Raw genomic sequence first — 26,263 nt, 5'->3', positions numbered from 1 at the left:
ATTTCTTTTCATCCCTCACATCTTTCATTTCGCGTCGTGCGCATTGGCATAATGCAGCACGAGCACGCGCAGGGTCGCGTCTTCGCCGATCATTCCGCTTCATCACCGAACGAAACCGCATGACAGCGATCACTCGCACGCGACGCCGCGTGCGCGCCTTCTTCGGCGCACCGGAAGCCAGACGCCTCCTTCGTACGCTGATGAGTTGCGCGATCAGCTACGCCGCCGCACGGCTCGCGGCGCTTCCTGAAGGCTATTGGGCGCTCATCACGACGCTCGTGATCGTGACGCAACCGAGCCTCACGCAAGCCGTCGATACCGCTCGCGATCAGATCATCGGCGCATTCATCGGTGCGGTGACGGGCGTGCTCGGTATCGTCGCGATGGAACGCGGCGCGCCACCGCTCGCGGTCTTCTCCGTCGCGCTCCTGCCGCTGGCCGCGTTGAGCGCCAAACGTCCCGCGTTCAGGCTTGCGTGCGTGACGCTCGTGATCGTCGTGCTGATTCCGGCGGGACCAGGCTCGCCTTTCGAACGGCCCATGCATCGCGTGCTGGAGATTCTGATCGGCGCGGCATCGTCGTTCGTGGTGGCGGCGCTCTGGCCGAATCGCGCGCTCACGTCGGCACATGCCAGCGTCGCCGATACCTTGAAGAGCATCGGTCAGTTGATCGGGCTGTATCTATCGGGCGAACAGGACGAAGCGCGCGCGACGCGCCTCGAAAAGCAAAGCACGGACGCGCAAAAAGCGTTCGACGATGCGTTAAAGGAAGCCGAGCGCGAGCACATCATCGTGCTCGTGCAGAATCGCCGCTCGGATGCCATCGACAAGGCCGCGCCTTTTCTGCGGCGTCTGCATAGCGATGCGATCTTTCTCGCGAAGGCGGTGTCGCGTCTCGATCGCGATGTTTGCGCGGCGCGGCTCGGCGCAACGGGCCGCGAATTGCAATCGTTGTTCGAAACGCTCGCAAGCGTGCTTGCATCGAATCGTCAGGACGATACCAAACTCGCGCGCGCACGCTCCGCCGTGATCGAACTCAAGAGCATGCTCGCGAGGCAGGAGGCGACGCATGGCGCGCAGGAAGTGGCGCAGTTCGTCGTCGGCCTGATCGTCGCGGATCTCGATGCGTTGATCGCGACGATTTATCCGCTCAAGGAGTCATCGGCCTAGCGTGAAAGGCCGCGTGCATCGATCGGCCATATGTCCGTCACGCGGCCATTGCGATGGCACACGTACTCGTCATAGAGATTCACGGTCGGATCGCAATGTCCGGGCGGCAACAGAATGCGTTTGCCCACCAGTCCCGCGAAGTCGCCATCTGACTCGTGCTGTGCTTGCAGCATGCCGTGTTCGTCGTTAGCGGAGATATAGGTCAGCGCCGGTGCGCCCTTCGCATCGAGCCAGTGCACGCTGCGCGGCAAGCCTGAATCCACTGCGAGCCCTTTGAGGCCGACATCGCACACGGCCATGCCGGGCCGCGTCGCGCTCATGACGGTCGACAGTACGAACAGGCTGTGACGCCAGCCGGATTCGCCGCCCCAGCCAGTGCTGCCGTAATCGCCGTCCATGAAAAGATATGAGCCCGGTTGCAGTTCGGTGAAGACGCCGCTCGCGGCATCGAACTCGACGGTGCCGGTGCCGCCGCCCGTCACGATGCCGCAACGCACGCCGCGTACATCGAGCGCCTGCACGTAGCGTGCGGCAACGTCGGCGGCGCGGTTTGCTTCGTTCTTGCGCGCGGCCCAGTCGGCGACATGTTGTATACCGCCGTGATACGCCTGAATACCCGCGAAGCGCAACGCGCTCTGCGATGCGATGCCGTCGACGAGCGCGAGCAGCGCGTCCTCGCTCGTCACGCCGCAGCGATGTTGCCCTGCATCGACTTCAGGCAACACATCGATCGTCACGACCGCACGCTTTGCCGCGTCGCCAAGCGCATGCACTTGCGGCAACGCATCCACGCAAACCGAGAGGCGCACATGCGAGGCCAACTCGACCGCCATTTCCAGCTTGTCCGCGCCGACGAACTCGTTGCTCACATGAATGCTCGCGATGCCGGCCGCCGCGAACGGATAGGCCTCCGACAACTTCTGACAGCACACGCCGACCGCGCCCGCTTCGATCTGACGCCTGGCGATCTCGCTGGACTTGTGCGCCTTTGCATGCGGACGCAACGCGACGCCATGCCGTGCGGCGAACGCCGACATCGCCGCGAGATTGGCGTCGAAGGCATCGAGATCGATCGTCAGGGAAGGCGTGGCGACGGATGCGAGCGAGTCGCCCACACGAGCGGCGGGTGGAGGTGCGAGGGTCATGGCGGGTCGTGTCGATGAAACGGGATCAGGCATCGATCATAGCGCTGAATATTGCATGTCGAATGCAAAAAACCGGTACGTCTAAAGTCGACGTCATGCCGGAACTCCCGTTTCGAGGATCGCGCCTTCATCCTTGAGCGCCTGAATACGCGCATCGTCGAAGCCGTACTCGTTGAGCACCTCGGCGGTGTGCTGACCGAGAAGCGGCGCGGGACGCGAAGCCTGCGTCGATCCCTCGGAGAAATGGATCGGCAAACCGAGGCCGCGCATCGGGCCCGCGAGCGGATGCTCGGTCTCGACGATCATGCCCCGCGCGATCGCCTGCTCGTGCGACGACGCCTCCGGCACACCGAGCACCGCGCCGCTCGGCAGACCGATTTCATCGAAAGCGGCGAGCCACTCGCCGGTGGTCCGCTCGGCGAGGCGCGCGCTCAGGATCTCGACGAGCGCCTCACGATGCGTCAGGCGGCCCGCATTGGTCTGAAAACGCTCGTCTTCGGCGAGGCCGGGAATGTTCAACACGCCGACGAGCCGCTCGTAGTTACGCTGGTTCGCCGCGCCGATGTTGATCCAGCCGTCGCGCGTGCGAAACGCCTGATACGGCGCGCTCGTCGGATTGGCGGAGCCCGCTTTCGGCAGCACCGTGCCGTCCGCGAAGTAGTTGGCGAAGGCCCAGTACATCTGTTGCAGGCCGGCTTCGAAGAGCGACGTATCGACCATTTGGCCGAGGCCCGTCGTCTGCTTTCTGGCATAGGCCGCGCTGATGCCGAGCGCCGCCAGAATGCCCGCGTTGATGTCGGTGACGGGCGAGCCTGCCTTGATCGGCGCCTGTCCCGGCTCGCCGGTCATGCTCATCAGGCCGCTCATGCCCTGCGCGATGAGATCGAAGCCGCCCTTGTCGGCCATCGGTCCGCTGCGGCCATAACCCGAAATCGCGCAGTAGATGAGGCCGGGGTTCACCGATTTGAGCGTGTCGTAGCCCATGCCCAGCTTTTCCATCGTGCCGCGCCGGTAGTTCTCCGTCACCACATCCGCGCTTGCGAGCATCTTCCTGAGCACGTCCTTGCCGCCGTCCGTCTTCAGATTGAGGGCGATGCCGCGCTTGTTGCGGTTCACGATCAAAAACGACGCGGATTCGCCGCTCGGGAGAATCGGCGCGAAACGCCGGCAATCATCGCCGTTTGGAATTTTTTCGACCTTGATGACATCGGCGCCCATGTCCGCGAGCATCATCCCGCAGATCGGTCCCGACATAATGTGTGCAAGCTCGATCACGCGCATGCCTGCAAGCGGCCCCGCGCCCGGTGCGGCCGCCGGTTTCGTGTCTGCCATGTCAACGTCCCTTGAATTGCGGTTTGATCTTGTCGAGGAAGGCCTGATAGCCGGTCCGGAAATCCTCGGTCCCGAAGCACGCGAAGCCTTCGTCGCGCTCTTGGTCGGTGAGTGGCGCGGGGTCCATCACGCGGCGCACGAACTGCTTGTGCCAACGCGCGACGAGGGGCGCGCCGTCCGCGATGCGCCGCGCGGTTTCATACGCGTGCGCGGTCACTTCCCCGTCCGCGACGACGCGCGTGACGAGTCCTTTCGCGAGCGCTTCCTTCGCATCGAAAATGCGTCCTTCGAGAAGAATTTCGAGCGCGACGGCGGGGCCCACGAGACGCACGAGCCCTTCCATTTCCGCATGCGCCATCACGAGACCGAGGGTCTTGATGGGCACGCCGAAGCGGCTCGATTCACCGCAAATGCGTAAATCGCACATCGCCGCGATCTCGAGGCCGCCACCGACGCAGATGCCATGAATCATCGCGACGATCGGATGCCTGCACTGGCGCAATGCATTCAAAGTGCGATGCATGATCGCGCCATACTCGCGCGCCTGTTCGACATTCGCTCGATCCGTGCGGAACTCGCCGATATCGTTGCCCGGCGAAAACGCTTTCTCGCCCGCGCCGCGCAATACGATGCAGCGCACCGTATCGTCGCTGGAAAGGTTCTCGATGGTCTCGCCGAGCGCGCGCCACAAGGGCTTGGTCATCGCGTTGAGCTTCTCGGGCCGGTCGATCACGACCGTCGAGATATCGCCATCGCGCTGGATCAGGATGGATGGTTCCGCCACACCGCCTCCTCGAATTGAATGCCGAATGCTGAATGCGTTATCCGATGCGGTTCAACGCATGCAAAATGCATTGAACCGCCGCCGTCGCCGCCACCCGATCACACGAACTTGCGTGCGTCTGCCGCGTCCTTCTTTTCCTCGTCGGTTTCGAGCGTGCGGTCCGGGCGCATCGTGAACGACAGGATGATGCCGACCGCCATCAGGATCATCGACACCGTGAACGGCAAATTCCAGTTGCCCGTTCGGTCGATCAGCCAGCCGCCCACGACCGGACTGATGATGGCCGCCAGCGCCGAGCCGGAATTCATGATGCCGGATGCGGTGCCCGAGTGCTTCGGCGCGATGTCCATCGGCACGGACCACATCGGGCCGATCGTCATCTCATTGAAGAAGAAGCCGGCCGAGAGACACACCGCCGCGAGCGTGATCGAGATGTCGGAGATCAGCATGATCGGCGCGAGCGACAGAAGCGTCAGCAGCATGCACACACCGACCATCACGTTGCGCGCCAGGCGCACATTGCCGCTCTTTCTCAGGATGCGGTCGGTGAGTGAACCGCCGAGCCAGTCGCCGAGCACGCCGGCGAAGAACACGCCCGACGCGAACAGCGCCGACTTGCCGAGCTGCATGTGATAGCTATGCAGGAAGTATTGCGGAATCCAGCCGAGAAAGAGCCACAGCACCCAGCCATAGCAGAAATACACAGCCGTGACTGGCGCCATGCGGCCGAGCAGCGTGCGCCACGGCACCGGCGCGCGTTGCTTCACGCCCGAATAAGTCGCGAGCGTCGCGCATTCGGTTTCCGTGATGCGCGGATGATCGCGCGGGTTGTCGCGGAAGTAGAAGACCCACGCCAGCGCCCACAGGAAACTGATGATCCCGGTGATGATGAACGCGCCGCGCCAGCTCGTCGCGACCATCAGCCAGACGATGAGCGGAGGCGCCACCGCATTGCCGATACGTGATGCTGCATGCGTAATGCCTTGTGCAAAACCGCGCTGGTCGGAGGGCATCCAGTTGGACATCGCGCGCGTGGCGGTCGGAAAGGTCGCGCCTTCGCCGAGTCCGAGCAGCACGCGCGCCACGATCAGTGACACGAAGCCGCCCGCGAGACCGGTCAGCACGGTGGCGCCCGCCCAGATGATCGCGCATAGCGTGAGCGTGCGGCGTGGACCGAAACGGTCGCCCACCCATCCACCGATAATCTGGAACACAAGATACGGATACGCGAAGGCAGAAAACACAAAACCGACCTGCGTGTGCGAGAGGCCAAGCTCCGCGCCGAACTGGGCCGCCGCGGTACTGACATTGACCCGGTCGATATAGGTGATGAAATACATCGCGCATAGCAACAGCAGAACGCGCGTCGTGGCTCGACGGAACATCATCGTCTCCTTGTTGGCCGCGTGCGTGGGCGCGACGCCTTCGCTTTTCGAAAGGCGCCCCATGTCACGGCATGCGGAACTTCGCGTGGTACGTCGGATGAGGACAGCGGCTCGATATGAGCCCGCTTATTGCGTTCTGCGGCGCAGCTTGCGAATGCGTGGTTTGCGCGGTGATGTCATCGCTGGTCTCCTGGGTCGCGGCTCGTTTGCTGTCCGCTGTTTTGCTTCGGTGAATGAAACTCTGGTCCTGCCGTCGTCAATCCTTTGCGTCGAGCGCCATCGCCAGAATGCGTGCGACATGCAGCGCTTCTCTTTGCGCACCGTCCGCGATCTGATGACGGCAGCTCGTCCCGTCCGCCACGATGAGCGCGTCAGGTGCGGCACGCACGGTCGGCAATAGCGACAGTTCCGCCATCGCCTGCGACGCGGCATAGTGCTCCGCTTCATAGCCAAAGCTGCCCGCCATGCCGCAGCATGACGATTCGATCGTCTTCACTTCGAGCCCCGGAACCCAGCCGAGCACTTTCTCGATGGGGCGCACGGCATCGAATGCCTTCTGATGGCAATGGCCATGCAGCAACGCTTTCGATCGATCCAGCGCCTTCAGCTTCAGTCGCAAGCGCCCTGCTGCCTCTTCGCGCACGAGAAACTCCTCGAACAGAAACGACACGCGCGCGAGGTCGCGAGCGCTATCGCCATAGCCGTATCCGAGAAACTCGTCGCGCAACGAGAGCAGGCACGACGGTTCCAGTCCGATGATCGCCACGCCACGTTCGACATATGGCATGAGCGCATCGAGCGCGCGGCGCGCTTCGGTCTTCGCTTCATCGACGAGACCCGCCGAGAGGAACGTGCGTCCGCAACACAGCGGCCGCTCGCCCGCCTTGATGTTCAGGTGAACCGTGTAGCCGGCCGATTCGAGCACGCGCTTTGCGGCCCGCGCGTTCTCCGGCTCCATGTAGTTGTTGAAGGTATCGACGAAGAGCAGGACTTCGTTAGTCGCAGATGCAACCGGATTGCTGGCCGCATCGGTGAGGAAGGGCTTCGCAAAGCGCGGGAACATTCGCTCCGGCGCGAGGCCGAGCCTGGACTTGAGCCAGCGTGCAACGCCGGGCATATTCGCTTCGAACGCGTTCGACAGCGCCGGCATGCGGCTCGCATACGGCGCATAGCGCGGCAGGAACGCAATCAATCGCTCGCGCAAGCGCAGGCCATGACGTTCGGTCCATGCGGCTCGCGCCTCGATCTTGATGCGCGCCATGTCGACGCCTGTCGGGCAATCACGCTTGCAACCCTTGCACGACACGCACAGGTCGAGCACGTCCTTCACATCCTGACTCGCGAGCCCGTCATCGCCCAACTGTCCCGACAGCGCGAGCCGCAACGTGTTCGCGCGGCCGCGCGTGAGATGCTGCTCATCCTTCGTGATGCGATAACTCGGGCACATCGTGCCCGCATCGAACTTGCGGCAATGACCGTTGTTGTTGCACATCTCGACCGCTTTCGCGAGTCCACCCGACAGATCGCCGCCCGACCCCGCCGCACCCTCTTCGCCCGTCGATGGGTCGCGCGTCACGTTCCATGCGGACCAGTCGAGCCGCGGCGTCAACGCAAGCTCGTGATAAGAAGGCGGGAAGCGGAAGTTGCGCGCATCGTCCATCTTCGGCGGAGCGACGATTCGATCCGGGCTCAAGCGGTTCTCCGGATCGAAGAGCTGCTTGATCTCGCGAAAGGCCTGGTTGATACGCGGGCCGTATTGCCACGCAACCCATTCGCCGCGACACAAGCCGTCGCCGTGTTCGCCCGAGAATGCGCCCTTGTATTCGCGCACCATTGCCGCGGCCTCTTCAGCGATCACGCGCATCTTGAGGGCCCCGTCGCGGCGCATATCGAGAATCGGCCTCACATGCAGCGTGCCGACGCTCGCATGCGCATACCACGTACCTTCGGTTCCGTGCTGCCTGAAGACTTCGGTCAGCCGGCTCGTGTACTCGGCAAGATGTTCGAGCGGCACCGCGCAATCCTCGATGAAGGACACCGGCTTGCCGTCGCCCTTCATGCTCATCATGATGTTGAGGCCCGCCTTGCGCACTTCCCACAGCGCTTTTTGCGGACCCGCATCGGGCATCTGCACGACCGAGCCGGGCAAACCGAGATCGCTCATCAGCTCGACGAGTTGAGCGAGCTTCGCGACTTGCGCATCGTGATCCGCGCCCGCGAACTCGACGAGCAGGATCGCTTTCGGCTCGCCGACCAAAGCCTTTTCGATCACGGGCCGGAAGGCGGGATTCGACATCGCGAGATCGATCATCGTGCGATCGACGAGTTCCACCGCGACCGGTCCAAGCTTCACGATGTGCTGCGTCATGTCCATCGCATCGTAGAAGCTCGGGAAGTTCACTACGCCGAGCGTCTTGTGCGCGGGCAGCGGCGCAAGCTTCAATGTCAGTTGGCGGCTGAACGCAAGCGTGCCTTCCGAGCCGACCAGCAGGTTCGCGAGATTCGGCTCGCCGGCGGCGCTGAAAGCGAGCGGGCTCTGGCAATCGAAGAGATCGAGGTTGTAGCCTGCGACGCGCCGGAGCACCTTGGGGATGTGCTCGCGCATTTCCTGCTGCTCGCGCAGCGCGATGCCACGCACGCCGTCGACGAGATCGCGTACACGTGCATCGTTCGTCATCGTCGAGAGCTTGCCGAAACGCGCTTCGTGACCATCCGCTAGGATCGCGTCGATCGCATCGACGTTATGCACCATGATCCCGTATTCCATCGAGCGCGAGCCGCACGAGTTGTTCCCCGCCATGCCGCCGATCGTGCATTGCGCGCTCGTCGAAACGTCCACCGGGAACCACAGGCCATGCGGCTTCAGCCACGCATTCAGATGATCGAGCACGACGCCCGGTTCGACAGTGACCGTGCCTGCATCCTTGTCGAAATGAACGATGTTGTTGAGCCACTTCGTCGTGTCGATGACGAGCGCCTCGCCGACCGTCTGCCCGCACTGGCTCGTGCCCGCGCCGCGCGCGAGCACGTTCGCGTGGCTGTCGCGTGCAATCTGCAATGCGAGGCGCAAATCGTCCTGATCCTTCGGCACGACGACGCCGACCGGCATGATCTGATAGATCGACGCATCGGTGGCGTAGCGCCCGCGCGATGCGCGATCGAACATCACATCGCCTTTCAGCTCGCGTTGCAGTCGCGCCTGCAGCGGCGTCGGCGTGGACCCGGGCCGCGCACGCGCGGAAGCGGGCATCAAATGAATCGGCTTGACGAGCCGGTCTGTTGGGGAATTGAGCATCGTCGCTGTCGGTGAGTGCCAGAGCGCTGTGCGGTTCGTGGCCTTATGAATGCGTTATGCGAAATGCAATTCGACGGCAGGCAAGCCTTCGATGCTGCCCACAGCCGTGCCTGGCGCATCGGGGAATGCGAGGCCGGTGTACGAGCCCGCCGTGAGCACGGTGCCGCGCTCGACGGCAAGCCCGCGCGACACGCTGTGGTTCACCGTCCAGGCAAGCAGGCGACGCGGGTCGCCCGAAGGGTTCGCGGGAGCGCCCTGGAAGAGCGGCGCGCCGTCGAAGGTGAACGTCATCGCGGGCGACATGAAGGGAAACGCCGCGTCGTAGGGCACGCCATTGCCCACGATCAACGCGCCATGATTCTGCAGGTCGGCGAGTTGCCAGGGCTTCTCGACATCGGGCCACGCGGCGAAACGGCTCGCCACGACTTCGATCGCGGCATGCACCGACTCGATCGCGGCAAATACGTCTTCATCGCCATAGGGACCGCTGCCCGCCTCGAAGCGCCGGCCGAGCCTGAACGCGACTTCGAGTTCCAGTCCGGCCTTGCCGAATGCATGCATCGAGAGACGCGCGCCTGAATCATGCATGCCATCGGCGGGAAGTGGCGCGCCCTGAATCGGGCCATCGTGCGATTTCGCGCCGACCTTCCATCCGCCGATGTCCGCGTTCAGCGCACGCAAAGTCGCTTCCTGCGCGGCGTAGGCTTCATCCGGGTTCTGCGGACGCGCGCCTTCCGGCAATACGTCGAGCTTCGCCCGATGCGCGCGGGCCTCGACAAAAAGCCGCGCGAGCGAGTCTGCGTCGAACACGGCGCTCATGCTGCCGCCTTCAGCGCGGGCTTCGCGACGTGGCTCGTCAGATAGTCCATCGCCGCCGTCACACCGCTGCCCTTCACTTCGATACCCGCGAGCCTCAATCCCATCTCGCAGCCGGAGAGCGCGGCCATCAGCGTGAGATCGTTGCAATCGCCGAGATGGCCGATCCGGAACATACGTCCCTTCACCTTGCCGAGCCCCGTGCCGAGCGACATGTCGAAGTGTTCGTAGATGAGCTTGCGCACCGCATCGGCATCGACGCCTTCGGGCGTCATCACGCCCGTCAGCACCGGCGAATACACGGCGGGATCGGCGCACTGAATCTCGAGTCCCCATGCGGTGACCGCCGAGCGGCACGCGGCCGCGAGCCGTTGATGGCGAGCGAACACGTTATCGAGCCCTTCGCCGAGGATCATGTCGAGCGCTTCCGAGAGCGCGTAGAGCAGGTTCGTGTTCGGCGTGTAAGGCCAGTAACCCTGCTTGTTCATCTCGATGATCTCGTTCCAGTCCCAGAACGCGCGCGGCAGCGTGGCGCGTTTCGACGCCTCGCGCGCCTTCTCCGATACCGCGTTGAAGCTGATTCCGGGCGGCAGCATCAGACCTTTCTGCGACCCGGAGACCGTGACGTCCACGCCCCATTCGTCGTGACGATAATCCGCCGACGCGAGACCCGAGATCGTGTCCACCATCAGCAGCGCAGGATGCTTCGCGGCGTCGATGGCGCGCCGCACGGCGGCGATATCGGACGTCACGCCCGTCGACGTTTCGTTATGCACCACGCATACGGCCTTGATCACGCCCTGCGTGTCCTCACGCAAGCGCTTCTCGATCATGTCGGCCTGCACGCCGCGCCGCCATCCCTCGATACCGGGCAAACCCAGAAACTCCGGCTTGAGCCCGAGGTTCTCGGCCATCTTCTTCCACAGCGTCGCGAAGTGGCCCGTCTCGTACATCAGTACCGTGTCGCCGGAACTCAGCGTGTTGCAGAGCGCCGCCTCCCATGCGCCCGTGCCCGATGCCGGATAGATCACCACCGGCTGACTCGTCTTGAAGACCTTCTTGATGCCGTCGAGCACCTTCAATCCCAGCGCGCCGAACTCGGGGCCGCGATGATCGATCGTCGGATAGCTCATTGCACGCAGAATGCGATCGGGTACCGGACTCGGCCCCGGGATCTGCAGAAAGTGACGGCCAGCAGGATGGAAATCGAGCTTGAACATGAGTCCGCGTCCTCTTAGATGTAATTTTGCATGCAAAATACAATAACGCAGTGATCGAGACGCGTAAAGGAATACATAGGCCGAACGGCCTAGGGATAACCCGCTGGCGGTTTTTTCCGCTAGCGCTGGGTTAAAATTGCCGTAAATGGAATCAGAGGTATTGAATGCAAAATCCCGATTTTCCGGAAACGCACGTTTCCTCGTCACTGCCGAAGGTCGAACGCCTGCGCCTGCACGACACCGTCGTCGACCATTTGCGCGGCTTCATCGTCGAGGGCTTGCTCGCGCCGGGCGTGAAGCTCAACGAGCGCAAGCTATGCGAGACGCTCGGCATCTCGCGCACGCCGCTTCGCGAGGCGCTGAAGGTGCTGGCCGCCGAAGGTCTGATCGAGATTTCGCCGAACCGGGGCGCGTCCGTATCGCAGATGAGCGAGTTCGAGATTCGCGAGATGTTCGAATTGATGAGCGGGCTGGAGGCGTTTTCAGGTGAACTGGCGTGCGAGCGCATCACGCCGCTGGAGATCGCGGAGATAAAAGCCCTGCATTACGCGATGCTCGCGTGCCGTGCGCAAAACGATCTCTCGGGCTACTACAGCCGCAACCAGGCCATTCACGACAAGATCAACGAAGCCGCGCGCAATACCGCCTTGCGCCAGACCTATGTGTCGATCAACCGGCGTCTGATGGCGCTGCGTTTTCGTTCGAACTTCCAGACGCCGAAATGGGACAGCGCCATTCGCGATCACGAAGAGATGATCGAGGCGCTCGAGACTCGTGACGGCAGGCGCATGGGCGAGATCCTGCGCAAGCATTTGCTGTCCAAGCGCGATGCGGTTCTCGCCGAGCGCACGCTGACGACGGTGAAACCCGCAACACAAAAAAAGCGTGCGACGAACAAAGTCGATGGTGGATGAGCGCTAGAGAATAGAACGGTCACGCGATTTCTCGGAAGATGGGATACGATACCGGCCTACGGCCGCCAGAGCCTTCTACCGGGGAAAACCTTGACCAGAATTCGAGGGGTATGCATCGCGCTAGGCGCGGTGCTCGTCATCACGGGCTTCACGTTCTATCACTCTTCGGACTTCGACACTGCGCAGGCCGCAATGGACCGCCAGACTGTCGACTGCCTCACGCGCGGCCTCACGCGTGACGAGAAAGTCCGCATCGCCCAACTGACCGCGGTGCACGACCGCGAAGGGCTTCGTCCCGTCTACAGTGATGTCCTCTCGCGCTGCGTCGTGCGTTCCGATCAATGGGACCGCCGTCCGCAACTGGTCACGAGCGCGCGCCAGGTCCTGTCTCAAGACCCCGAATTCAGACAGATGCTGAACGCGAGCACGATGGAACTCGCGCGGCGTCCCTGATTCCGCGCGCATCGATCAAGCCGTCAGCCCGCTGCCCGCGCCGACTTGAACCTCGGCGCGTGTGCTCGCCGCATGCGCACTGAGCACGGCGATTTCATGCTGCGTGTAATGCGTGACCGGCGCGATGGCCGCGAGCGCGGCAGTGATGACGATGGCGGCGATGCTGATCGAGATGGCGTTCATGTTCGGCTCCTTTGGCTGTTGTCGCTGAATCGTTGCTGTCGATGTGAGGCATTGTGGCCGCCTAAAGTTAGCGAAGAGTGAGCATCGGCGCGCGACGATCATGCAGGCTGCCGGAGTAAGATCGGCATGCAATCGACCATCGCGCATACGGCATTCAAAATGCATTCGACCATCGATACATCGACCGCCACGCTCGAGCTGCCCTTCAAGCGGCCTTTCGACTGGACGCGCATGCTGAAATTCATCGCGGGGCGGGCGTCCGCGGGCGTCGAGTCGGTCGAAGATGGCGTCTATCGACGCGCGATCGAATGGCAAGGCGACGACGGCACCGTCGAAGTGAAGCCGCACGAAAGCAGGCATCGGCTCGTCGTGAACGTCGAGGGCGCGGTGGCGCGCCACGCCGATGCGCTCGCCACGCCGCTCTCGCGCATGTTCGATCTGCATGTCGATCCACGCGAAATCGCCCGGTGCCTCGGCGATGACCCGGTGCTCGCGCCACTCGTCTCGGCCGCGCCGGGTTTGCGTGTGCCGGGCGCGTGGTCCGGCTTCGAGCTCGTGGTGCGCACGATCGTCGGACAACAGGTGAGCGTGAAAGGCGCATCGACGATCACGAATCGCATCGTGCAGCGCGCGGGGAAAAAGATCGCGGGGCATCCACACGAAGGCACCGCGTGGCGCTTTCCCACGCCCGCCGAACTCGCCGCAGCCGACCTGGAGAAGATCGGCATGCCGACGAAGCGCATCGAGACCGTGCAACGCTTCGCTCATGCGGTGGCGACGGGCGCGTTGCCGCTCGACGAACCGGGCGCCGACATCGAAATGCTGAAACGGGACATGCTCGCGATGCCCGGCATCGGGCCGTGGACCGTCGGCTATGTCGCGATGCGCGCGCTACGCGATCCCGACGCGTGGCCCGACGCCGATCTCGTTCTCATGCAGGCGATTGCGCGACGCGATCCGTCGCTGGCGAAGCCTGCCCAGCAGCGCGCGCGCACAGAGCGCTGGCGTCCGTGGCGCGCCTACGCGGCGATGCACCTGTGGAACGGCGTGGCGATGGAAACGGGACTTGCGCGCGGCGGCTGATATCGCATGCAACCGACCGCGATCGCATGTTGCGTGCATTTCGTACGCATGCAAAATGCCGGGAAGCGATGCCGCATTCACCCATGCAATACGAGCTTCTGCACTCGCCAGTTGAGCAATTCCGCCACGAACAACGTGTTCTCCGCCGGACACGCCATTTCGTGAATCCATCCGAACTGCTTCGGTTGCTTGCCCGATCGCCCGAGCACGCCCAGGAGTTTTCCATCGAGCGATAGCTTGTAGATCCTGCCGGGAAACGCATCGGCGGAGTACAGCACTTGAGCCGGACCCGGCGAAATGCAAATGGCCCACGGCGATCCCGGCGCGAACGTGCCCGCCGCGATCGCGGCTTCATCGGGCATGTTGCCGATAGCCGGGCGCGCATCGGGCGGCACGGGCACGTCGATCGTGAATTGCCGCTGAAAATTCCCTTCCCCATCGAAGACCTGAATGCGCCGATTGCTGCGATCGGCGACATAGACCAGGCCGCTTCTGTCGACGGCAATGCTGTGAGGCGTATGGAATTGCCCCGGCTCCTTGCCGCGCTCGCCCCAGGACTTGAGCCAGTTGCCGTCCTTGTCGACCTTCGCGACGCGTGAATTGATGTATCCGTCGCTGATGTACGTGTTGCCCGCGGCATCCCACGCGACATCCGTGACTTGTCGGAAGCGGCCGGGTTCCGAAGGCAACGGCGGATTCGGATGCTTGAGCGGCGCGGTATCCTCATCCGATGCTTCCTGCTTGCGTCCGAACACCATCGCGACACGGCCTTCGGGCGTGAACTTGATGATCATGTCCGAGCCCTTGTCCGTGACCCACACGTTGTCCTGCCGATCCACCTTGACCGTATGCGCGAATGACCACGCATAAAGGTTATGGCCGATCTCGCGCACGAAACGTCCGTTGCGATCGAATTCGAGCAATTGCGCCGCGGCTGCGCCATATGCGGGGCCGATGCTATTGCCGCGCGAGAGCACGAAGATATGTCCCGCCGAATTGAGCGCGACGCCGGAGCATTCGCCGAAATACACGTCGCGCGGCAAGCGCACCGGATCGGGAACGGAGTCGTAGGTAATGGCCGGCACGTCGTTGTCGGCGTAAGCGAGATGCGGAAAGAGCGCGAGCGCGGCGGCGCTCTGGCCCGCGAGCATCAGAAAGCGCCGGCGGCTTGCAGCGCCTGGCGTCATGTCGCAACATGGGCAGTACATCGAGTGTCGAAGACTCACTGTTACCCTCCTCTTGTTCGTCGCCTGCAATGATGAACATCGATGGTCGGCTTGCTTCGCGATGCGAGAGGAAGTGTAGTGCATGAATCGCATTATTCACATGCACGTGCTTTTATCGCTTTCAACGCTGAAAGGACATCATGACCGAATCCTGGCAATATCAAGTTCGAATCCGGCTCGCGCCCGAATACGCGGCTCTGGCGCGTCAAGACCCTGCGAGCGAAAAGCTCGCGCCGATCAACGGAGTGCTCATCAGGCACGATGCCCAATTGAAATGCCAGTACGACGCCTTCGCCGACTACGTCGCGCAAGCGGAGCGAGATGGCATCGAGCACTATCCGCTCTATCGGTGGACGCGCGAAACCATCGAAAATCCCGCTAAAAAGGCTAAATATATCGAAGCGTTCACGCTTTATGTGAACGGCGACGAAGTCTATGACAAGGCGCTCGCCGATGCACTGGAGGAAGCTCTTCAGTTACTCGCAAGCGATGCGATCATAGAAATCCGCAAGCTCGACACGAACCCCGCAAACAATCCGCAACCGCCTTCGTATAACAATTGACGAGGTTGACGTCGTGCATTGCCCGCGCTAAGGTTTGGTAAATCAACCAAATCTGGAATGCGCCCCGTGCAGGATCGTCGTCAAACCATACTCGAAGCCGCGCTCGCCACGTTGCGCGAAGAAGGCTATTCGGGCTTCACGCAACCGCGCGTCGCCGCGCGCGCGGGCGTGCGTCAGAGTCATCTCACGTACTATTATCCGACGCGTCTCGCGTTGATCGAAGCCGTCGCGCGCACGGCGATCGACGGCCAGCTCGCCGCCGTCGATGCCTTCGCGGGCGAAACGTCGCCCAAGGTCACGGCGGCATCCATCGCCAATGTCGCGATACGCCACGAGAACACCCGCGTGCTGATGGCGCTCGCGCAAGCCGCCGACGAAGAGCCGACCATCCGCAGCCTCTTTCGCGAACTCGCGGACGGCGTCGCGGTGCGCATCACGCGCATGCTCGAAGCAATGGGCCTCGCCGTGACGAAAGAGCATGTGGCGATGGTGCATGCGCTCGTCGTCGGGCTTGCGGTCATCGATCTCGCGATGGGCCGCTCGGACGGCAAGCGCCGCGCGAGCAGCGCAATCGAAACCTTGTTCTCGTTGCTGCCCGACGCATCGAAGCCTTCATAAGCAGGACGATCACGCCTTGCGCGCATCGAGCCATTCGACGATATTGCGCACCGTATCCCCGTAAAACGTGCGATACAGCTCCTCCGATACATAGCCGATATGCGGCGTCGCCAATACGTTCGGCAGCGCGCGCAGCGCGTCGTTCGCAGCGAGCGGCTCTTCGTCGTACACGTCGATGGCCGCGCCCGCGAGCCTGCCCGCCTTCAACGCGTCGACGAGCGCAGCGCTATCGACGATCGGCCCGCGCGACGTGTTCACGATACGGCTCGTCGGCTTCATCTGCGCGAGTTCCTTCATGCCGACGAGATGATGCGTGCGCTCGCTCAGCCGCACGTGAACCGAGAGCACATCGGAAGTCTTGAAGAGCGTGTCCTTGTCGACGAGTTGCACGCCCTTTTCTTCGGCGCGCTCGCGCGTGAGGTTCTGACTCCACGCGATCACGTTCATGCGAAACGCGCGGCCGATCACGCCGACCGCCGATCCCACGCGCCCGAGCCCGAGCAGGCCGAGCGTCTTGCCCGCCAGTTCGGTGCCGAGGCCCACCTGCCAGCCGCCTTCCTTCAGCGAGCGGTTTTCGGCGGGGATGTTGCGCATCATCGCGAGAATCAGCGCCCAGGTGAATTCGATCGTCGGAGTGGATGCGTAGCCCGTGTGACGCACTTCGATGCCGCGTTCGGCGGCGGCTTCGAGATCGATCGATGCATTGGCCGCGCCCGTCGACGCAATCAGCTTCAGGTTCGGCAGATGGTCGATGATGTCGCGAGAGAACGGCGTGCGCTCGCGCATTGCACACACGACGTCGAAGGGGCGCAGGCGTTCGAGCAGCGCGTCGCGATCGGCGATGTGATCGTTGAACACGGTGATCGTGGCGCGTCCTTCGAGCGGCGACCAGTCGGCCATGGAAAGCGAGACATGCTGATAGTCGTCGAGAACGGCGACCTTGATCGGATCGGATGTGGCCATGATGGTTTCGTCTGGTTTGTTATTACGAATGGATCGAGCGGCAGCCGCCAGTGTGACGCAATGCGCGAATTTATGTCGCGCGGGGGCCTCGGCGAGCGTCCATGAAGCCCGGCAAAGCCTTGCTGCATAAGCCGGAGCGCCGTCTCCGAATGCGTGACATGGCGTGAAATAAGTTACCGCGGGACTTCGCGTGTGCCCTTCTCTATAGTCACTTCCGTCGCCACACGAAACGCAACGTGGCCTTGAGAACCGAGAAGGACATCCCGTGAAAAACAGATCGACTTTCGCTTCAAACGTCCGCGTTGCTTCCGCCTCCGACGCGAGTTCCGGCAAGAGCCGCGTGCGCCAGTTGCTGGTCGTCGCGGCCGCAGCCGCCCTCACGCTGTGCAGCAGTTCCGCCTTCGCTGGATGGGCGCGCGGCGGCACGGCCTACACCGGCCGCGGCGAATATCAGGGCGCGCACGTCGGTTCCTGCGGCGGCGGAAGCTGCTCGCATGCGGGCGCCGTCGAAAATCCGTGGGGCCGAGTCGGCACCAACTCCGGCACCGTGACGCGCACCGCGCCCGGCCAGTTCTCCAACTCCGGCACCGCCTACGGCCCGAACGGCCGCTCGGTGCAGCACGCAGGCGACACGAGCTGCGCCGGCGGCAGTTGCTCGCACAACGGCAGCGCGACCGGCCCGAACGGCAAGACCGCGACCGGCAGCGATACCGTGACGCGCACGGCGCCCGGACAATACTCGTCGTCGGGCTCGGTGACTGGGCCGAACGGCAACACGTCGACGCACTCCGCATCGACGAACTGCGCGGGTTATACGTGCAACCGCTCCGGCACCGTGAACACAGCGAATGGCGGCACGGTGGCGCATTCAGGCAGCGCGACGAGCGTAGCGCCGGGCGTGGTCACGACCTCGGGCACCGCGACGGTCACGAACGGCTCGCACAGCACGACGGTCGTCGGGGGCGGCACGGTCACGTCGAGCACGACGGTGGTTGCCACCGCGCCGGTCGTCACCGGGACGACGGTCATTGCCGCGCCGGTGATCGTGCCGCCCCCGCCGTCTTCGACGACCGTGGTAGTCGCACCGCCCCCGGCCTCTTCGACGGTCGTGGTCACGCCGCCTCCGCCGCCGCCCGCCAAGACGGTGGTCGTCGCACCGGCCCCGGCTCCGGTCAAGACCGTGGTGGTCGCGCCGGCCCCCGCTCCGGTCAAGACGGTGTATGTCGCACCGCCGCCGCCCGCCAAGGTGGTTTATGTCGTGCCGCACCGCGCGGTCCTGATCCCGGGCCATTGGGTCGGCCGCTTCTGGATTCCCGCTCACTGGGCATAAGCGGGCATCGACGAAAACGAAGGCCGGCCGCATGCGCGCCGGCCTTCTCGTTTTGTGCGCACCTCGCGTTACACTGCGAAACAACGCCGCTTCCGACACAGACACGACATGCTCCATGTCTTTCCCGGCACACAAGCAGTCACCATCGCACGCTCATGACGAGGCATGGCATGAAACGCCCGCATCTGCCTCGCGATCATGCAAAAGGCGTCCTGCACGACATCACGTGGACGGCCGGTCCCGTCGTGCTGGTCATAGCGATCATCGTCGCGCTCGTCTACTGGCTCGTCGATCCCGCGCCGCCCAAAACCATCACGATGAGCGCGGGCCAGCCCGACAGCTCGTTCTACGTCATCTCGCAGGAATACGCGAAGCTGCTCGCGCGTAACGGCATCACGCTGAAAGTGCTGCCCTCGGACGGCTCCGTGCAGAACCTCGAACGTCTGCTCGATCCTAAGCAACACGTCGATCTCGCGCTCGTGCAAGGCGGTATCGCGACGAGGGAAGAAGCGTCGAAGCTCATGTCGCTCGGCAGCGTGTCGTATGTGCCGCTCGTCGTGTTCTATCGTGGCAAGGGACTCACGCTGCTGTCGCAACTGGAAGGCAAGCGCATCGCGATCGGCCGCGAAGGCAGCGGCACACGCACGCTCTCACTGAAGCTGTTGGAAGCCAACGGCATCTATCCGGGCGGCGATACGAAGCTTCTGCCGACCGACGGCCTGCAAGCCGCCACGCAACTCGTCAGCAACGAAGCCGACGCGGTCTTTCTCTCCGGCGACTCCGCGACGCGCGGCTTGATGCTGCGCCTCTTGCGCGTGCCCGGCATCTCGGTGATGGACTTCAACGAAGCCCTCGCATATACGCGCCTTTTCCCTTATCTCGACGATATCGAGCTGCCCCCCGGCGTGCTCGACCTCGGCCGGCGCATCCCGCCGGAGTCCGTGCATCTGATCAGTCCGACAGTCGAGCTGGTCGCGCGGCCGACCTTGCATCCGGCGTTATCCGACCTGCTCATCGAAGCGGCGCAGGAAGTGCACGGCACGGCTGGCTTGCTGCAACGCGCGGGGCAGTTCCCGAGTCCCGTCGCGCACGAGTTTCCGATCAGCGAGGATGCCAGCCGCTATTACCGCTCGGGCAAAAGCTTTCTTTATCGAACGCTGCCGTTCTGGCTCGCGAATATCGCGGATCGCGCGCTCGTGCTGTTGCTGCCCGTCGCGGTGCTGATCTTTCCCGCGCTACGGCTCGTGCCCGCGCTGTATCGATGGCGCGTGCGCTCGCGCATCTATCGTTATTACGGCGCGCTGATCGCGGTGGAGCGCGGCGCGATGCGCGTGACCAGTGAAGAAGAGCGCCGCGCGTTGCTGGTCGAACTCGATTACATCGAGGAATCGCTGGATACGATCAGGCTGCCGCTCGCTCACGCCGATGCGCTCTACGTCCTGCGCGAGCATGTCAGCTTCGTGCGCTCGCGCTTGACCGAAGCGTCGCGGCGAGACAAGAGCATGGCCTAACCGAGGATGCACGATGAAACTTCGTACATGGTTCGCTGTTACGGCGATGCTGCTGATGTCGGCATGCGCGAGCCTTCCGCCTCAAACCGGACGCGTGGAGACGCACGCCCTCACCGATACCGCGAACACGCGCCTCGGCGCAGCCTTCGCCGCGAGCGAGGCCGCGCATCCCGGCGACAATGCGTTTCACTTGTTATCGGATGGCACGGATGCGCTCATCGCGCGCGTGATACTGAGCGAGACCGCCGATCGCACGCTCGATCTCCAGTACTACATCTGGCACGACGATCTGACGGGCCGCGAGATGGCCGCATCGATCATGCGTGCCGCCGATCGCGGCGTGCGCGTGCGCCTGTTGCTCGACGACCTCGGCACCAACGCCGACGATCAGATCCTGCTCGCGCTCGCATCGCATCCGAACGTGCAGGTGCGGCTTTTCAATCCGGTGGCCAATCGCACGTTCAAAAAACTGGGCTCGGCCGCCGAGTTCTTTCGCGTGAACCGTCGCATGCATAACAAGGCGCTCATCGCCGATAACCAGGCCGCGATTCTCGGCGGCCGCAATATCGGCGACGAATACTTCGGCGCATCGAGCACGGTCGCGTTCGGCGATCTCGACGTGCTCGTGCACGGGCCTGTCGTGCCCGAGGTATCGACAGCATTCGATCTTTACTGGAACTCGGATGCGGCCTATCCGATCGATAACCTGATGCGACGTACCGCCGATCCCGACGCGCTTGCGGGTTATCGCGAGAAGCTCAATGCCTATCTGTTGTCGGAGACGCATTCGCCCTATGTGGCGCAAGTGCGTGCGCGTCTCGCGAGCGTGATCCAGCAGCGCGACGCCTCGTTTTCGTGGGGCAAGGCGACGCTGCTCTACGACGATCCCGCGAAGATCACGCGCGCGCCCGGCGACACCGAAGGCCATCTGATGTCGCAATTCAAGGCATTGAATCTCGATCCCGACAAGGACATGCTGATCGTGTCGCCGTATTTCGTGCCCCGCGATGAAGGCGTGCGATGGCTGCGGTCGATGACATCGCGCGGCGTGCGCGTCACCGTGCTCACGAATTCGCTCGCTGCCACCGATGTCGCCGCAGTGCATGCGGGCTATCAGCGCTATCGCAAGGACATGCTCGAAGCGGGCGTGCGCCTGTATGAACTCAAGCCCGTCGCATCGACGGGTAACGACAAGACCGTGAAGAAGTCCACGTTCGGATCGTCGAAGGCGTCGCTGCACGCGAAGACCTATGTGTTCGACCGCAAGCGCATCTTCATCGGCTCGATGAACCTCGACCCGCGTTCCGTGGAGTTGAATACGGAGATCGGCGTCTATTGCGAAAGCGCGGAGGCGGCCGAAGAAGTGGCGGATGGCATCGGCGCGAATATCGATCGCATCGCGTGGCGTGTCGAATTGCTCGATGATGGCAACGGCGGCACGCGCATGGTATGGATCGACACCGACGCCAACGGCAACACGACCCAGCTCGACAGCGAGCCGGGTGTGTCTGCGATGAAGCGCGCGGGCATCTGGATGCTGGGCATCCTGCCTATCGAATCGCAGTTGTGAACCGCGCGCTTCCCGGCGTTCATCGCCGCTTCATTTGAAACCCGCGACCGCATGCGGCACATAGGGCGCTTCGAGTTGCGCGATCTCATCGGCAGTGAGATTGAGCGTCAACGCCGCGACCGCGTCGCTCACATGATTCGGCTTCGATGCCCCGATGATCGGCGCGCTCACCGGCGCCTTCTGCGCGACCCATGCGAGCGCCACTTGCGCACGCGGCACGCCGCGCGCCTTCGCCACCGCGGCCACGGCTTCGACCACCGCGCGATCGGCATCGTCCGTGCGATAGAGCGTGCTGCCGAACGCATCCGATTTCTGACGCGCGCTCGTCGCGTCCCATTCGCGCGTGAGACGTCCGCGCGCGAGCGGACTCCACGGCAGCATGCCGATGCCCTGGTCCTTGCAAAGCGGGATCATCTCCCGCTCTTCCTCGCGATACAGCAGATTCAAATGATTCTGCATCGTCCTGAATTCGACCCAGCCGTTCGCACGCGATGTGTAGAGCGCCTTGCTGAACTGCCACGCATACATCGATGACGCGCCGATATAACGCGCCTTGCCTGCCTTCACGACATCGTGCAGCGCTTCGAGCGTTTCCTCGATCGGCGTCCGGTAATCCCAGCGATGGATCTGAAACAGATCGACGTAGTCGGTGCCAAGGCGCTTCAGGCTGTTGTCGATTTCGTTGAAGATCGCCTTGCGCGATAGCCCCATGCCATTCGGTCCGGGACGCATACGATTGAAGACTTTCGTCGCAATCACGATGTCGTCGCGTTTCGTGAAATCGCGCAGCGCGCGTCCGACGATTTCTTCCGACGTGCCGTCCGAATAAGTGTTGGCCGTATCGAAGAAATTGATGCCCGCTTCGAGCGCCTCCTTGATGAGCGGACGACTCTTTTCCTCATCGAGCGTCCACGGATGCGTGCCGCGATCGGGCACGCCGTAAGTCATGCAACCAAGACAGAGCCGCGACACGTCGAGGCCGGTCGAACCCAGTTTCACGTATTCCATCGTGCGAAATCTCCTTGCAAAGCGAAAGGGTATGCGCAGGCGCGCTCGCGCATGAACGACGAAGCGTAAAACATTAACTCACTATCGCGCAGCCTGCTTTCTCGAACCCGGTCGGCCGTGCGCGAAGATCGATGCATCGCGAGCGAATCGACCATCAAAGCGCCAGCACATTCACCGCCACATCCACATGATGCGCGCCACCGCCGAGTATCATCCCGCGCAATAACGACACGTCACTGTAATCACGCCCCGTCGCAAGCGTGACATGATCGAGGTCCGCGAGCACGTCATTGGTCGGATCGAGATCGATCCATCCGCTTTGCGGACAATGCACCGATACCCACGCATGCGATGCATCCGCGCCGATCAGACGCGCATGCCCCGGCGGCGGATCGTTGCGCAAGTAGCCGCTCACGTAGCGCGCCGGCAGCCCGAGCGAACGCAGACAGCCGATCATCACTTGCGAGAAATCCTGGCACACGCCATGACGCAATTCGAACGCGCGCGATGCGGGCGTATCGAACGCGGTGGCCGATGGCTTGTATTCGAAGTCCTCGTGAATGCGATGCATCAGGTCGATGGCGCCCGCAACGAGCGGCGTGCCCGCATCGAAACTCGCTTGCGCATAGGCGCGCAATTCATGATCGAGCGAGATATTAGGCGACGCATAACAAAACTCGCTCTCCGGATAGAACGACTCGCCGGCCCGATAGCGCATCCGTTGCGCGACGGTTTCCCACGGCGGCGTGGCCTCTGCATCGAGCGCATTCCAGCGCGGCGTGAGCCGCACCGTGGTTTCGCTCGTCATCGAAAGACGTTCGTGCGGCGCGTCGAGCGAGAAGTACAGCACGTCATTGCCGAATGCATCGACGCGGCTATGTACATAAGACGGCACCGGCTCGATGCGCTCTGTATGCGAAATCACCTGCTGCCACGGGCAATGCAACGGGCGAATGGTCGCGAGATGCTGCGCGATTTCGACCGGCGTCGAATAGCGATAGGTCGTGCGATGCGTCACCGCAAGCACGGTACCGTTCATGCCGAGACTCATGACGACACCTGCGCGGAAAGCGTGTTCGCGTGACTGAAGTAGCGCGCGCTCACTTCATTCGATGCCGCGAAAACCGATGCCACGAGCCTGTCGCATAGCGCGATCAACGCATCGTGCAGGCCGTTCTCATCCGTCTCGCACAGTGCGGTGAGATCCGGCAATGCATCGGCGTGAACGAGCAGGTCCGCGAAACGCGTCGCTTGTGCGCGGCGTGCGCCGCCCGCAGCGGCTGCGATTTCGTCGAGCTTCGTGCGCAGGCGCGCGTACACGCCATAGAGTCCGCGCGGATTGGTTTGATCCACCACGATCAGATCGATCAGCGCCGGCACTTCGAGTCTGCCCGGATAGAGCGAACGATACGTGAGCGTGCTGTCGAAGAGTTGCAGGAGCAGATCGAAGCCTGCAGGCGATGCGAGCGTGCCGCGCTCGGCGACCACGCGCAGAATCGTCGCCATCGTCGAGACGCGTTCGATATGCCGCCCGATAAAGAGCAGCCGCCACGCCTGGTCGCGCGTCATGCGATCGCCCTGTGCGCCGCTGATCGCGGACAGTTGCGTCGCGAGTTGCTCGAGTGCGCTCGCAAGCATCAGACGATCATAGTCGCGACCGATGCGCACCGTGCTTTCGTCAGGGGGATCGCTGAACACGAGGCGCGCGAGCGCATCGCGAAAGTCGTTGCGCGAAGCGAGAATCGTGCGCCAGTGATCCGTCGATAGCCGGTCGCGTATCTCGCCGCATGCGCGGGCCTGATCCGCGAGATTGTTGCCGATGCTCGTCGCTCTGCCCGATTCCGGCAGCCCCGCGACGAGCACGCGCTCGAACGCTTGCGGCGTGCTGCGCGCGAGCGTATCGACCGATGGAATCAGCCCGCATTCCGACGCGAGTTCCACGAGTGTCGGGAAGAGTTCCTCGGCGACGCTGCCATCGAGCATCCCGAGTAAAAGACGGCACACCCGCACGTTGTTTTCTGCGCGTTCGCCGTAACGCCCGGCCCAGAAGAGATTTTCCGCGGCGCGGCTCGATACGATGCGATGCTTGCGCAAATCGCCCGGCTTCATCGGCGTGGGCAGCAACGAGACCGACCCTCCGGGCTGGCTCGACATCACCCAGGTATCGACGCTGCTGCCGCCGAATTGCATGGACACTGTCGCGCGCTTGTCGGCCGCGAGTCGTGTGAAGCCGCCCGGCATCACGCTCCAGCTTCCATCGATGTTGGCGATCGCGTAGGCGCGCAGCACGCAGGGACGCGATCCGATCGCACCATCGTGAAAGCGCGGCGCACTGGAGAACGGCAGATCCTCCTGCACCGTGAAGACATCAGGCGCGCGTTCGATGCGCTCGCGCCATGCCGCAATATCCTGGACGCCCGCATCGATGCCCGGCACGTGTTCGGCCTCAGGGCCCGGCCACGTCGGCGCAATGAGCGCGCTGCCGACGCGCTCGAAGACCTCGCGGCGCGCGGCCTGCTCGCCGCACCACCATGTCGGCACGGTCGGCAATTCGAGTTCTTCGTCCAGCAATGCCTGCGCGATGCCCGGCAGAAATGCATTGAGCGCGGGCGATTCCGTGAAGCCCGCCCCCGGCATGTTCGACACCATCACATTGCCCGCGCGCATCACCTGCAACAGGCCAGGCACGCCGATCGTGGAATCGGCGCGCAGTTCGACGGGATCGCAAAACGCATCGTCCAGGCGCCGCAAGACCGCATGCACGCGCGACAGGCCGGCGAGCGTCTTGAGATAGAGCTTGTCATGGCGAACCGTGAGATCCTTGCCTTCGACGAGCGTCACGCCGAGATAACGCGCGAGAAACACATGCTCGAAATAAGTTTCGCTGAACGGACCCGGGCTCAGCAACGCGATATGCGGCGCGTCGTTCGATGCATCGCTGCGGCCGTCTTCGTCATCGCGCATCGTCGCGCGCGCGGCTTGCGCGATGGTCGCGATGAGTTGCGAATAGGTCGCCGCAAGACGGCTCACGCGCATTGCACGAAACGGTTCGGCAAAAAGGCTCGCGACGATCATGCGATTTTCCAGCGCATAGCCGAGCCCCGAAGGCACTTCCGTCCGATGCGCGACGACCGTCCACGCGCCCGATGGCGCACGCGCGAGATCCACCGCGACGATCTGCAGAAAGCGGCCGAAGGGCGGCACGAAACCCTTCACTGCGCGCAGATAGCCTGGGTGTCCGAACACGAGCGCGCTGGGCAATAGCCCGCGTTGCAGCAGCGTCTGCGGGCCGTAGACATCCGCGACGATCGCTTCCATCAGGCGTGCGCGTTGCGCGACGCCGCGTTCGATCAACGCCCATTCTTCTTCATCGATGATGAGCGGCAAAAGATCCAGCGACCACGCACGCGGCTTGCCGTTGTCGGCATAAACGTTATACGTGATGTCGTTGTCGCGCACCTGCTGCGCGACGGCGCTTACACCATCGTCGAGCCGCGCGATGCCCTGCTCGCCGAGCAACTCGAAGAAGTGCCGCCACGGCTCGCGCAACTGGCCCGCCGTGTCGCGCAGTTCGTCCCAGTGCCCTTCACGCGCGGGCAGCGTGCGCAGCAGCGCGAGCGCATCGATGCGCGCCGCGGCGGTATCGAAGGGTAAGGTCGATTGATAAGCCAATGTCGTCAATGTTCGTTATTCGA

The 26,263-nt window shown here is 63.3% G+C and carries 22 protein-coding genes; 8 read left to right on the top strand and 14 right to left on the bottom strand.

All coding sequences use genetic code 11. The annotated features are described in order from the left end of the window. Positions 1-119 precede the first annotated feature (119 nt). A complete protein-coding gene (locus tag ACEN42_RS26990; RefSeq protein WP_371883648.1) occupies positions 120-1,169 on the top strand; it encodes an aromatic acid exporter family protein in 1,050 nt (349 codons plus the stop codon). Here ACEN42_RS26990 and ACEN42_RS26985 read toward each other — a convergent pair. The 7 genes from ACEN42_RS26985 to ACEN42_RS26955 form a co-directional block, all read right to left on the bottom strand. After that, on the bottom strand, positions 1,166-2,314 hold the full coding sequence (locus tag ACEN42_RS26985) for a DSD1 family PLP-dependent enzyme (RefSeq protein ID WP_371883647.1): 1,149 nt from the start codon (positions 2,312-2,314) through the stop codon (positions 1,166-1,168). The genes ACEN42_RS26990 and ACEN42_RS26985 overlap by 4 nt on opposite strands. 93 nt (positions 2,315-2,407) lie before the next feature. After that, entirely contained in the window at positions 2,408-3,646 is a 1,239-nt protein-coding gene (locus tag ACEN42_RS26980) for a CaiB/BaiF CoA transferase family protein (protein ID WP_371883646.1), read from the bottom strand. A gap of 1 nt (position 3,647) precedes the next feature. Then, the gene (locus ACEN42_RS26975) at positions 3,648-4,430 is read right to left on the bottom strand and encodes an enoyl-CoA hydratase/isomerase family protein (RefSeq protein WP_371883645.1); all 783 of its coding nucleotides are present in this window, start codon (positions 4,428-4,430) and stop codon (positions 3,648-3,650) included. A 98-nt stretch (positions 4,431-4,528) separates the two neighbouring features. Beyond that, a complete protein-coding gene (locus tag ACEN42_RS26970; protein ID WP_371883963.1) occupies positions 4,529-5,818 on the bottom strand; it encodes an MFS transporter in 1,290 nt (429 codons plus the stop codon). 253 nt (positions 5,819-6,071) lie between these two features. Next, entirely contained in the window at positions 6,072-9,110 is a 3,039-nt protein-coding gene (locus tag ACEN42_RS26965; protein ID WP_371883644.1) for an FAD-binding and (Fe-S)-binding domain-containing protein, read from the bottom strand. A 54-nt stretch (positions 9,111-9,164) separates the two neighbouring features. Continuing rightward, entirely contained in the window at positions 9,165-9,929 is a 765-nt protein-coding gene (locus tag ACEN42_RS26960; protein WP_371883643.1) for a 2-keto-4-pentenoate hydratase, read from the bottom strand. Further along, complete coding sequence (locus tag ACEN42_RS26955; protein ID WP_371883642.1) at positions 9,926-11,146, bottom strand: alanine--glyoxylate aminotransferase family protein; 1,221 nt, start codon at positions 11,144-11,146, stop codon at positions 9,926-9,928. Before ACEN42_RS26955 ends, ACEN42_RS26960 begins: the two co-directional genes overlap by 4 nt. A 164-nt stretch (positions 11,147-11,310) precedes the next feature. Between ACEN42_RS26955 and ACEN42_RS26950 the strand changes: the two genes are divergently transcribed. Then, on the top strand, positions 11,311-12,060 hold the full coding sequence (locus ACEN42_RS26950) for a GntR family transcriptional regulator (RefSeq protein ID WP_187604311.1): 750 nt from the start codon (positions 11,311-11,313) through the stop codon (positions 12,058-12,060). A 120-nt stretch (positions 12,061-12,180) separates the two neighbouring features. Here ACEN42_RS26950 and ACEN42_RS26945 read toward each other — a convergent pair whose 3' ends face one another. Beyond that, the gene (locus tag ACEN42_RS26945) at positions 12,181-12,525 is read right to left on the bottom strand and encodes a hypothetical protein (RefSeq protein WP_371883641.1); all 345 of its coding nucleotides are present in this window, start codon (positions 12,523-12,525) and stop codon (positions 12,181-12,183) included. 3 nt (positions 12,526-12,528) lie between these two features. Further along, entirely contained in the window at positions 12,529-12,696 is a 168-nt protein-coding gene (locus ACEN42_RS26940; RefSeq protein ID WP_371883640.1) for a hypothetical protein, read from the bottom strand. 159 nt (positions 12,697-12,855) lie between these two features. Between ACEN42_RS26940 and ACEN42_RS26935 the strand changes: the two genes are divergently transcribed. Beyond that, positions 12,856-13,779 carry a DNA-3-methyladenine glycosylase gene (locus ACEN42_RS26935; RefSeq protein ID WP_371883962.1) on the top strand — a complete coding sequence of 308 codons (924 nt, stop codon included), beginning with the start codon at positions 12,856-12,858 and terminating at the stop codon, positions 13,777-13,779. Positions 13,780-13,856: 77 nt separating this feature from the next. On the opposite strand, the gene ACEN42_RS26930 is transcribed toward ACEN42_RS26935, so the two are convergent. After that, positions 13,857-14,966 (bottom strand): peptidyl-alpha-hydroxyglycine alpha-amidating lyase family protein, encoded by a 1,110-nt coding sequence (locus tag ACEN42_RS26930; RefSeq protein WP_371883961.1) that lies wholly within the window; start codon positions 14,964-14,966, stop codon positions 13,857-13,859. 179 nt (positions 14,967-15,145) lie between these two features. Between ACEN42_RS26930 and ACEN42_RS26925 the strand changes: the two genes are divergently transcribed. Further along, the gene (locus ACEN42_RS26925) at positions 15,146-15,568 is read left to right on the top strand and encodes a hypothetical protein (RefSeq protein WP_371883639.1); all 423 of its coding nucleotides are present in this window, start codon (positions 15,146-15,148) and stop codon (positions 15,566-15,568) included. 57 nt (positions 15,569-15,625) lie between these two features. Continuing rightward, positions 15,626-16,186 (top strand): TetR/AcrR family transcriptional regulator, encoded by a 561-nt coding sequence (locus tag ACEN42_RS26920; protein WP_371883638.1) that lies wholly within the window; start codon positions 15,626-15,628, stop codon positions 16,184-16,186. Positions 16,187-16,195: 9 nt separating this feature from the next. On the opposite strand, the gene ACEN42_RS26915 is transcribed toward ACEN42_RS26920, so the two are convergent. After that, complete coding sequence (locus ACEN42_RS26915) at positions 16,196-17,149, bottom strand: D-2-hydroxyacid dehydrogenase family protein (protein WP_371883637.1); 954 nt, start codon at positions 17,147-17,149, stop codon at positions 16,196-16,198. A 265-nt stretch (positions 17,150-17,414) separates the two neighbouring features. On the opposite strand from ACEN42_RS26915, the gene ACEN42_RS26910 reads away from it, so the two are divergent. From ACEN42_RS26910 to ACEN42_RS26900, 3 genes are all read left to right on the top strand, one after another. Further along, the gene (locus ACEN42_RS26910) at positions 17,415-18,479 is read left to right on the top strand and encodes a hypothetical protein (protein ID WP_371883636.1); all 1,065 of its coding nucleotides are present in this window, start codon (positions 17,415-17,417) and stop codon (positions 18,477-18,479) included. A 170-nt stretch (positions 18,480-18,649) separates the two neighbouring features. Next, a complete protein-coding gene (locus tag ACEN42_RS26905; RefSeq protein ID WP_238216293.1) occupies positions 18,650-19,990 on the top strand; it encodes a TAXI family TRAP transporter solute-binding subunit in 1,341 nt (446 codons plus the stop codon). Between the two features lie 13 nt (positions 19,991-20,003). Continuing rightward, complete coding sequence (locus tag ACEN42_RS26900; protein WP_371883635.1) at positions 20,004-21,560, top strand: phospholipase D family protein; 1,557 nt, start codon at positions 20,004-20,006, stop codon at positions 21,558-21,560. 30 nt (positions 21,561-21,590) lie between these two features. Here the strand turns inward: ACEN42_RS26900 and ACEN42_RS26895 are convergent, their stop codons facing one another. The 3 genes from ACEN42_RS26895 to ACEN42_RS26885 form a co-directional block, all read right to left on the bottom strand. Beyond that, positions 21,591-22,568: an aldo/keto reductase gene (locus ACEN42_RS26895; RefSeq protein ID WP_371883634.1), complete on the bottom strand. Its 978-nt coding sequence runs from the start codon at positions 22,566-22,568 to the stop codon at positions 21,591-21,593. A gap of 154 nt (positions 22,569-22,722) precedes the next feature. Further along, complete coding sequence (locus ACEN42_RS26890; RefSeq protein ID WP_371883633.1) at positions 22,723-23,619, bottom strand: transglutaminase N-terminal domain-containing protein; 897 nt, start codon at positions 23,617-23,619, stop codon at positions 22,723-22,725. Beyond that, positions 23,616-26,240 carry a circularly permuted type 2 ATP-grasp protein gene (locus ACEN42_RS26885; protein WP_371883960.1) on the bottom strand — a complete coding sequence of 875 codons (2,625 nt, stop codon included), beginning with the start codon at positions 26,238-26,240 and terminating at the stop codon, positions 23,616-23,618. The genes ACEN42_RS26890 and ACEN42_RS26885 overlap by 4 nt, the downstream gene beginning before the upstream one ends. Positions 26,241-26,263: the final 23 nt, after the last annotated feature.

Source organism: Caballeronia sp. S22 (assembly GCF_964261745.1).
GTDB lineage: Bacteria > Pseudomonadota > Gammaproteobacteria > Burkholderiales > Burkholderiaceae > Caballeronia > Caballeronia jiangsuensis.
The sequence above is the reverse complement of the archived record's forward strand: the minus strand, read 5'-3'. Positions and strand labels throughout refer to the sequence as shown.